Below are 10067 nucleotides of genomic sequence, written 5' to 3' on the forward strand. Positions count from 1 at the left end.
AAAACCGTTTGCCGCCGGAAAAGCGACAACTGCAACTTTACAGTTACACTATTCTGGGTAAAAAACGGGCCTGTGTCAAGTGTCGAAGTGCCCCGGAAATTGCCCCAACGTCCAAAGCTGACTCACCACAGTCACGCCGATGGCGTGACTTGCAGGTCACACCACAGGGTTAATTCAAATCAGCCTGAATATCCATACAAGCTGGGTTCAGGGGAAAACTGTAACGCAGAGTTACGCGGGGAGCGCCACTCTCAGGCGCTGTCGCGAAGAGCCGCGGAGAAAACCTGAAATCTGTCTCACGCCCGTTCGTTGCACCCTTCGACTGGCTCAGGGCAGGCTGTGGTAAATCAGCTTTTGACCTTTTCAGCTCCGCCCGGGATTGCCGCGTCACTCTCGTCTCCCTCGATGCTCCTCGCAATGACAGCTCTTTGTTCCCCGCGTCCCCCTTTCTACTCTGGACTCTGGACTCTGGACCTTGAATCCCGCCCTTGGACATTGAACGTTGGACCTTGGACGTTGAACTGTCTTAATCCCTCTGGACTCTGGACTCTGGACTCTGGACCTTGAATCCCGCCCTTGGACATTGGCCCTTGAACGTTGAACATTGGACTTATTGGTAGTTCCCCGATTTTCGGGAGAATGTGGTATTTTTGCCACACAATATCCTTGTTGAGATATTCTTAAATGATATAATCCCCCAAAATCTGTGAACCTGGATGTCTATTCGTGTGTATGGCAAAGGAGCCAACGGACAACTGTGAGCTGCAAAATCCGGCGTGTAACAATATATCTTCTCATTTTCCTTGTTCTCAATCCCCTTATCGGCCCTGGATCTGCTCTGGCCGCTTCGGGAGGAAATCCGGTTATTTCGGAGGTAACACTCAGAGCCGGGCAGCAGGATGTCCTCCTGTCGGCAACCCTCGACGCCCCCATCGATGAAAAGGTACGGGAAGCCGTTATGGGGGGGGTCCCGCTGATCTTTCGCTACAAAATCAGGCTGACCAAAATAGGGGCTCCTTTGGGGGAAAGGATTCTCCGGACTGAGGATCTCATCCACACACTTCAATACAACCCCGTGAAGAAGCATTTCACTTTCAAGGCTGAGGGATACGGGGATGATATGCAAAGAACGACGAAGGATGCGGAGGAAGCGTTCAGTTGGATGGCTCGGGTGGTGGATTGGCATCTCTACCCCCTGAAAAAGCTCAGGAGTCACGTGCGGTATCGGGTCAGGGTTATGGCGACCTTGAAGTCGGTAGAGCTCCCGTCCGTTCTGGGATACCTCTTCTTCTTCACGACCATCTTCAACAGTGACACCCCGTGGAAACAGGTGGAATTTTCCTATTAGGAGTGATTTTGTCGGTTAAGCCCCCAAAGATGCTGGATGTAAGATCGCGGTTGACCGCCATCGTCCTTCTCATCCTTTTCATCGGTCTGGCGCTTTTTTTCGGAAACCGGTACAGGGATTTTCAATCTTCCGTTCCGAGGGGTGGGAATCTTTTTGTATTTTTTCTGATCAACATCAATATTCTTCTGGTTACGGTGCTCATCTTTCTTCTGGCCCGGAACGTCATCAAACTGCTCTATGAAGGTCGAAAAAAGGTTTTTGGCTACCACCTCAGGGCCAAGCTGGTCCTGATCCTTGCCGGCTTTTCACTCATACCGACTGTCCTGCTCCTTTTCGTAGCCGAGGGGTTTATCTCCGACAGTGTGGAGTACTGGTTCAATCTTGATGTGGAACGGGCCGTAGAGGACAGCGTTTCCATCTCCCAGGATTACTACTCGACCATGACCGGTCGAGTCCGGGTAATAGCTCAACGGGTTTCGGACCGCCTTGGGGAGGTAGGTGGAGAGAAAGGTATTGATAAGCGCCTTGAAACCCTTCGAAAGGAATATTCACTTTCCGACCTGGAACTGTTCGATCATTATGGGCAACATCTCGCCGGCTCGTGGGACGGTATGGAACCACAGGGGGTGACCGATCCCCAGAGCAGTCTGGTCCAGAACGCAAAGGTCGGCAGGGTGGTGGACGGAATCGGCAGGGCCAAAAAAGGTGAGTTTATCAAAGGGGCGGCCCCACTTAAGACCCCCAGCGGCCAGGGGGCTGTCGTCGTTTCTCTATACGTTCCGGAAAACGTCAGGGCAAAAGCCGAGAACCTTGCCAGAACCTACCGGGGTTACACTGAAATGAAACTGCTGAAAAAACCCATATATACCAACTACAGGGTTTATCTGCTTTTTTTAGCTATTCTTATCCTTTTCTCCGCGTCCTGGCTCGGTTTCTATATTGCCCGCGGGATCACCGTTCCAATCCAGTCCCTCGCGGAGGGGGCTGAACGGGTTGCGGATGGGGATCTTTCGGCACGTGTTGACGTAATGGCAACCGATGAGATCGGTATCCTCGTCCAGGCCTTTAACAGGATGACAGGTGAACTGGAAGAGGGCAGGCGGCGGCTGGAAAGGGCGCATGGTGATCTTGAAAAGGCCTACCGGGAAAATGAACAGCGGCGCACCTACATAGAGACGGTTTTGAGAAATGTCGGTACGGGCGTTGTTTCCATGGATATGGAGGGGAGGATCAATACCTTCAACCGGGCGGCCGAGGTCATGTTTATGGTCAAACCCGGGGATGTACTGGGGAGGTGCATTGACGACCTGCTGGGTGCGGAGCATGTTCGGGTCATGCGTGGAATGCTCCAGGAGGCTCTCGATTCGGACCTCCGGAACGTCAGGCGCGAAATCCCCATCGTAGTCGCCGGGACCCCCCTGATTCTCCTCATAAATATCAGCATCCTGGATGACCCGGCAGGGAAACCCATGGGGTTCGTCCTCGTCCTCGAGGATATGACAAAGCTTGTCAACGCCCAGAAGAAGGCGGCATGGTCTGAGGTGGCGACCCGAATTGCCCACGAGATAAAAAATCCGCTTACCCCCATAAAACTCTCCGCGGAAAGAATCAGGAAGAGGCTTATGGGACATCTGGGTGGGGAGGAAGCCAGGATCCTGAGTGAAGGCACCGGGTCCATTATTCGGGAGGTTGACGGGATGCGCGGATTGGTAAATGAATTTTCCCAATTCGCGCGCCTTCCGGTACTTAACCCCGTTCCGGGGAATCTTAACGGGACGATCGGCGAAGCGGTTACTCTTTACAGCGGTGGAAAGTCCATGAAGGTGAAAATCGGCATGGAGCTGGAGCCTGATCTGCCTGTTATCAGTTTTGACCGCGAACAGATGCGCAGGGTGCTGATCAATCTCATAGACAACGCCATCAAGGCCGTGGAGGAAAAGGGAGAGGGGGAGATCTCTGTTTCGACCAACCTGCTGAAGGCTCAAGGAATGATAGAAATATCCGTGGCTGATACAGGGGTCGGGGTCGAGGAGAATCTTCGAAGCATGATCTTCGAGCCCTACTTCAGCACCAGGGAGGAGGGGACCGGGTTAGGCCTGGCAATTACCCAGAGGATCGTGGAGGAGCATGGCGGAACCATCGCCTACATGGAAAACCACCCCAGCGGAAGCGTATTTTCAATCAGGATCCCGGTTGACATCGGTCCTGGAAGGCGCAGTTGATTTTGAAAGGGGGGTAACGGTTTGAGTCGAAGAAAAACCGGCGGTCTGATTCTCGTTGTCGATGACGACAGGAGTGTCCGGGAAAGTATCAGCACAATACTTCAGGATGAAGGTTACTCTGTCCTTGAGGCGGCCGATGGCGAATCCGCGTTGACCAGGGTGGCCGTGGACAATCCCGACGCTGTTCTGCTGGACGTCTGGATGCCTGGAATGGATGGGATCGAAACGCTCAAGGGGATGACCAGACAGGACCCGGAGTTGCCGGTAATAATCATGTCCGGTCATGGAAACATCGAGACCGCCGTAACCGCCACCAAACTGGGGGCCTTCGATTTTCTGGAAAAACCGCTGTCCATCGATCGTCTTACCCTGGTCCTTAGAAATGCCATCAGCCAAAGAGAGCTCGTAGAGGAAAATCGGGCACTCAGGGATACCCAGGGCAGGACGGATGAGATCGTGGACAGGTCTCCTGCAATGAAAGCGATCATTGAGCAACTCCGGATTGTTGCACCGACCATGGCCTCTGTTCTGATCACGGGGGAGAACGGGACCGGTAAAGACCTACTGGCAAGGGCCCTGCACTCGGCATCCCACAGGGGAAGGGAACCTTTCGTGGCGGTCAACTGTGCCGCCATCCCGGAGGGCCTCATCGAGAGCGAACTGTTCGGACATGAGAGGGGCGCTTTTACCGGCGCCAATGCCCGGAAGAAGGGCAAATTCGACCTGGCCCATCACGGCACCCTCTTTTTAGACGAGATAGGGGACATGAGTCTTGCCACCCAGGCCAAAATCCTCCGGGTCCTTGAAGAAAAAGTATTCCAAAGGGTTGGCGGGAACAGGGATATCGATGTTAATGTCCGAATCATAGCCGCGACAAACAAGGACCTGGGGTCGGAGATTTCCGAAGGGCGGTTCCGGGAGGACCTCTTCTTTCGGCTGAATGTTTTTCCTTTTCATATCCCACCCCTTCGGGAACGGGAAGAGGATATTCCAGAACTGCTGGAAAGGTTTCTGGTCGAGTTTGGCGACCTTTATTCCAAGAAGCGGCTTTCCTTTTCCAAGGAGACCCTTCAGATGATGTCCTCCTACTCCTGGCCGGGGAATATCCGGGAACTGAGGAACGTAGTAGAGCGCCTGGTGATCCTGGCCCTGGATGACGTGATTTCTCCCGACCTGATCCCGGTATCGATAAAACAGGGCGGTTTCAAGAAAGAAGTGGAGGAAGGTTCCCCGGAGGGAGATTACCGAAAAGCCCGTGAGGATTTTGAGAGGAATTTTTTCCTGGTAAATCTTGAGCGCAACGGGTGGAATGTTTCTAAAACCGCCGAAGAAGTCGGCATTGAACGGAGCAACCTCCACAGAAAGATCAAGCAGCTCGGTCTCAGGAAATAATAGTCCAAAGGGATAAAGAAAGTTCAACGTTCAATGTTCAACTGGATTAAAAAATGTTCAACGTTCAATGTGCAACGGCGGGATTCAAGGTCCAAAGTCGCGGAGTCCAGAGTCCAGAGTCCAGAGTAGAAAAGGGAACGCGGGGAACAAAGAGCTGTCATTGCGAGGAACATCGAGGGAGACGAGAGGGACGCGGCAATCCCGGGCGACTTGTCGCGGCGAAGTTCGAGGAACGAAGACGGAAGCTGAAAAGGTCAAGAGCTGATTTACCACAGCCTGCCCTGAGACTTGTCGAAGGGTGGTGTGACCTGCAAGTGGTCACTTCTGTGGTGAGTTGGCTTTGGACGTTGAACTTTGAACGTTGAACGTTGGGTTCCAGGTACTCATTTACAGGATGATCCTAAATTAATGGGAGAATGAAAATGTCTGAGGCCGATCGTTGTGAAATGGAGAGGGCGGTTCGTTCACTCATCGAGATCAACCTGGGCGTAAGAGAGGATGAAACGCTCCTGTTGCTCGGGGACCGAGGTGATGATGTCATGGACCCGCGGCTCCCGCTGGATGTGGCCGAATGCCTTGAACGGATTCATCCCGCGTCCAGAACCGTCATCTATCCATCCACCGGAAGAAGCGGCATTGAACCCCCTGAATCTGTCTGGGAGGCGGCCTTCGGTCTGGAAACGGTGCGGCGTTTCCGGGAAGGAGGCCTTTTTAAAAAGCTCCTTGAAAAGAATGTCTCCGAGCAGGATATCAGGGACGCCGGGGAACTGGTCTCTCCCTCGGATGCGGTGGATACCGTAGTTGCCCTGGCCTTCCATTCCACCAGCCATACATCCTTTCGCAAGATGCTCACCCTGTGGGGGAAGGCTCGCTATGCCAGTATGCCCCACTTTCTCAGGGATATGTTCTTCGGGTCCATGAACGTGGACTGGAGAGCCCTGGCGAGTTCCACTCAGACCCTCGCCAGGGCTCTCGAAGGGGTCGATGCCTTCGAGATTCGCGCCGGCAATGGCACCGACCTGAGACTTGAGGTGTCGGGAAGACCCTTCAAGGCGGACGATGGTGATCTGACAAAACCCGGTTCATTCGGCAACCTCCCTGCCGGCGAGGTTTTCATGGCCCCTCTGGAGGGGACCACGGAGGGAACCCTGGTCATTGAATGGGGGCCATCATCAAAGCTGGCTGCTCCATTGAAGGTAAATATCGAGGAGGGCCGGGCGGTCTCAGTCTCCGGTGGGAATCCGGACGATGTAAAATGGCTGGAAGGCCTGTTTTCCGCTCATCCTGAGAACAACAACATCGCTGAGCTGGGCATCGGCACCAATCCCGGTGCAACACGCCCGGACAGTATCCTTGAATCCGAGAAGATACTCGGGACGGTTCACCTCGCCTTCGGTGACAACCACACCTTCGGAGGTAATGTTGTGGCCCCATTTCACCTTGATTTTGTGGTCTATAATGCCACTCTGGAAGGCCGGTGGGAGCTGGGAGGGGGAAGGAGAGTCCTGCTCACCGAAGGAAAGCCGGGTTGGTAGCCTGCCGGCCTGTAAACCCCGTTCCCTGGACAGTTGACATCTCGTTTCTAAAGTCCTATGTTCCTGCGTATACTGTATACAAAATTTCCAAAGGAGGTGGGTGTGCCGGGATTCCAATTGTAGCGTATTTCCACAGTTTTCCGTGGGAAATCATTTCAGTAGTCCGTTTCTTTTTCGAAACCAAAACCACATAATCAAAGGAAAGGTGCCATGTCAATGCTCACGAGTTCCGTAGGTAGAAAGATGTTCATGGCGGTGAGCGGCCTGTTCATGCTCCTGTTTGTTGTGGCGCACCTGCTGGGAAACTCCACCATTTTTATCGGTGCCGGCTGGCTGAACGCATATGCGGAGCATCTTCAAAGCCTGCCTATCCTGGTATGGCCGGAACGGGTCATCATGTTCGTCCTGCTCTGTTTGCACGTCTACTTCGGCATTACCCTGACGCTGGAGAACTGGGGCGCCAAGGGGGGCAAGTACGCGGTAACCAGGAGGCTCAAGGCCACCTTCGCCGGTAGGAACATGATCTGGACAGGGCTTGTGCTCCTGGCCTTCATCGTCTACCACCTGCTCCAATTCACCTTCCGTGTTACCCCGGATGTTGTCCAGACAATCGATGTCCAGGGACGCTATGACGTCTTTACCATGGTGGTCAGCAGCCTCCGGATAGCGTCCATTGCCGCTGTCTACATCGTCGCCGTTGCCGCCCTGTTTCTCCATCTGTATCACGGCGCCGAAAGCATTTTACAGACCCTGGGGCTAAATGACGATCGGACGAGGCCGAAGATTAACGCGGTCGGCATAGCGATTTCCGTGCTCTTCCTTGTTGGGTACGGCGCAATACCGGTCCTCATCCTAGCCGGCATTCTGGCCAGATAGGGGGGCATGACAGTGATACTAGACGGAAAGAGTCCGACAGGACCCACTGAGGAAACATGGGATAAATACCGCAACGATATGAAGCCGGTTAACCCGACCAACAAACGGAAATTCAAGGTTCTCGTTGTCGGCACCGGCCTGGCCGGCGCTTCTGCCGCCGCTTCTCTTGCCGAGCTTGGGTACAACGTGGATGCGTTCTGCTACCAGGACAGCCCCCGGCGCGCCCATTCTATTGCCGCTCAGGGCGGGATCAACGCCGCCAAGAACTACCCCAATGACGCCGACAGCGTCTGGCGCCTCTTCTACGACACAGTCAAAGGCGGCGACTTCCGGTCCCGCGAGGCCGATGTCTGGCGCCTGGCCCAGGTGAGCAACAGCATCATCGACCAGTGCGTCGCCCAGGGTATTCCCTTTGCCCGCGACTACGCCGGTTATCTTGAAAACCGTTCATTCGGTGGGGCCCAGGTTTCCCGTACGTTTTACGCCCGGGGGCAGACGGGACAGCAGCTCCTGCTTGGGGCCTACTCGGCCCTGTCCCGCCAGATCAAGGCGGGAGGGGTCAGGATCTTCCCCCGCACGGAGATGCAGGACCTGATTCTGGCCGACGGTGTGGCGAAGGGGATAACCGTTCGTAATCTTCTCACCGGCGAGATCAGTAGTCATGTTGGTGATGCTGTCCTTCTGTGTACGGGGGGTTACGTTAATGTTTACGACCTGTCCACCAATGCCATGGGCTCCAACGTTTCGGCCATCTGGAAGGCATACAGGAAAGGCGCCTATTTAGCCAATCCCTGCTATACCCAGATCCATCCCACATGCATCCCGCAGTCAGGCGACTACCAGTCGAAGCTCACACTCATGTCCGAGTCTCTCCGCAACGACGGCAGATGCTGGGTGCCAAAAAAACGCGGCGACAATCGTCCAGCCAACCAGATTCCCGAGGAGGATCGCGACTACTATCTCGAGAGGAAATATCCGACTTTTGGAAACCTTGCGCCCAGGGACATTGCTTCCCGTTCAGCCAAAGAGCAGTGTGATGACGGCCGTGGTGTAGGCCCTGGCGGCCGCGGCGTTTATCTTGACTGCCGGGATGCAATCAAACGCCTTGGCGAGGATGTAATGCGGGAAAGATACGGGAACCTGTTCGAAATGTACGAACAGATCACGGGCGAGGACGGCTACAAGGTCCCCATGCGCATCTATCCCGCGCCTCACTATTCCATGGGCGGGCTGTGGGTCGACTACAACCTCATGAGCAACATCCCCGGTCTGTTCGTCCTGGGCGAGGCTAATTTCTCCGTGCACGGTGCGAACAGGCTTGGAGCCAGCGCCCTCATGCAGGGTCTGGCCGACGGCTATTTCATCATCCCCTACACCCTGGCAAACTACCTTTCCGGGGTAGCGCCGGGCGGGCTCAGTGTCGACGGCCCGGAGGTCAAGGCCTCCATCGAGGATGTTAAATTGAATATCCAGAAACTCCTGTCCATCAATGGAAAACGCACCGCGGCCGAGTTCAGGCGCGACCTTCACCACGTCATGTGGGAGGATGCGGGCATGACGCGCAGCAAGGAGAGCCTCACGGATGCCATCAGGAAGGTCCCATCCATCCGCAAGGAGTTCTGGGAGAATGTGAATGTACCGGGGACCGGGACCGGGATCAACCAGGAGTTGGAGAAAGCCGGCCGGGCGGCGGATTTCCTGGAGTTTGCCGAACTGCTCGCTCGCGATGCCCTTCACCGTGACGAATCGTGCGGAGGCCACTTCCGCGTCGAGCACCAGACCGAGGATGGCGAGGCGATACGTGACGATGAGAATTTCACCTACTCAGCGGCCTGGGAGTTCAAGGGGGAGGGCAAGGAGCCTGAGCTCCATAAGGAACCCCTCAAATTCGAAAAAGTTCACCTCGCGGTAAGGAGCTACAAATAATGAGCGGACATGCCGAGCAAAAGACGATGACATTGAAGCTGGTCGTCTGGCGTCAGGAAGGACCAAACGACTCCGGCCGCTTCGAGACGTACCTCGCCAAGGGAATTACCGGGCACCATTCCTTTCTGGAAATGCTGGATGTGGTGAATCAGGAACTCATCCACGGGGGGAAAGAGCCCATCGTATTCGACCATGACTGTCGTGAGGGAATCTGCGGCACATGTTCCATGGTCATCAACGGGGTCCCCCATGGCGGACAGGATCGGACTACCACCTGTCAGCTGCATATGCGGAATTTTAAGGATGGGGACACGATTTACCTGGAACCATGGCGGTCCAAGGCGTTTCCCATCCGCAAGGATCTAATGGTCGATCGCAGCGCCCTGGACAGGATTATCCAGGCCGGGGGATACATCTCGGTGCACGCCGGTTCCCCGGTTGACGCAAACGCTATCCTGATCGCCAAGAAGGACGCCGACTATTCCATGGACGCCGCCGAATGCATCGGCTGCGGAGCCTGTGTCGCGGCCTGTCCCAATGGGTCTGCAATGCTGTTCACCAGTGCCAAAGTTTCCCATTTCGCCGCCCTGCCCCAGGGGCAGGTAGAGGCGAAGGAACGTGTCGGGAAAATGCTGGAGGCGATGAAGGACTGCGGGTTTGGCAACTGTACCAATCATTACGAATGCCAGGCGGCGTGTCCAAAGGGGATTGACGTAAAGTTCATCGCGAAACTCAACAGGGAATACCTGAAATCCGTGTTCTGCTAGA

7 protein-coding genes are annotated in these 10067 nt (G+C 55.0%); all 7 read left to right on the plus strand.

What is annotated here, in order from left to right:
- The first annotated feature begins 757 nt into the window (after positions 1-757).
- Positions 758-1348, plus strand: coding sequence for a DUF4390 domain-containing protein (locus GXP52_04165; GenBank protein ID NOY86479.1), 591 nt, complete (start codon positions 758-760; stop codon positions 1346-1348).
- 8 nt (positions 1349-1356) lie between these two features.
- Positions 1357-3570 (plus strand): HAMP domain-containing protein, encoded by a 2214-nt coding sequence (locus GXP52_04170; GenBank protein ID NOY86480.1) that lies wholly within the window; start codon positions 1357-1359, stop codon positions 3568-3570.
- 45 nt (positions 3571-3615) lie between these two features.
- Positions 3616-4962, plus strand: coding sequence for a sigma-54-dependent Fis family transcriptional regulator (locus GXP52_04175; protein NOY86481.1), 1347 nt, complete (start codon positions 3616-3618; stop codon positions 4960-4962).
- A gap of 422 nt (positions 4963-5384) precedes the next feature.
- Positions 5385-6497 carry an aminopeptidase gene (locus GXP52_04180; GenBank protein ID NOY86482.1) on the plus strand — a complete coding sequence of 371 codons (1113 nt, stop codon included), beginning with the start codon at positions 5385-5387 and terminating at the stop codon, positions 6495-6497.
- Between the two features lie 210 nt (positions 6498-6707).
- Positions 6708-7373, plus strand: a complete 666-nt coding sequence (locus GXP52_04185) for a succinate dehydrogenase cytochrome b subunit (protein ID NOY86483.1) — start codon at positions 6708-6710, stop codon at positions 7371-7373.
- 12 nt (positions 7374-7385) lie between these two features.
- The gene (locus GXP52_04190; GenBank protein NOY86484.1) at positions 7386-9299 is read left to right on the plus strand and encodes a fumarate reductase/succinate dehydrogenase flavoprotein subunit; all 1914 of its coding nucleotides are present in this window, start codon (positions 7386-7388) and stop codon (positions 9297-9299) included.
- 26 nt (positions 9300-9325) lie between these two features.
- Positions 9326-10066, plus strand: coding sequence for a succinate dehydrogenase/fumarate reductase iron-sulfur subunit (locus tag GXP52_04195; protein ID NOY86485.1), 741 nt, complete (start codon positions 9326-9328; stop codon positions 10064-10066).
- Position 10067: the final 1 nt, after the last annotated feature.

The organism is Deltaproteobacteria bacterium, from assembly GCA_013151915.1.
Taxonomy (GTDB): Bacteria; BMS3Abin14; BMS3Abin14; order BMS3Abin14; family BMS3Abin14; genus BMS3ABIN14.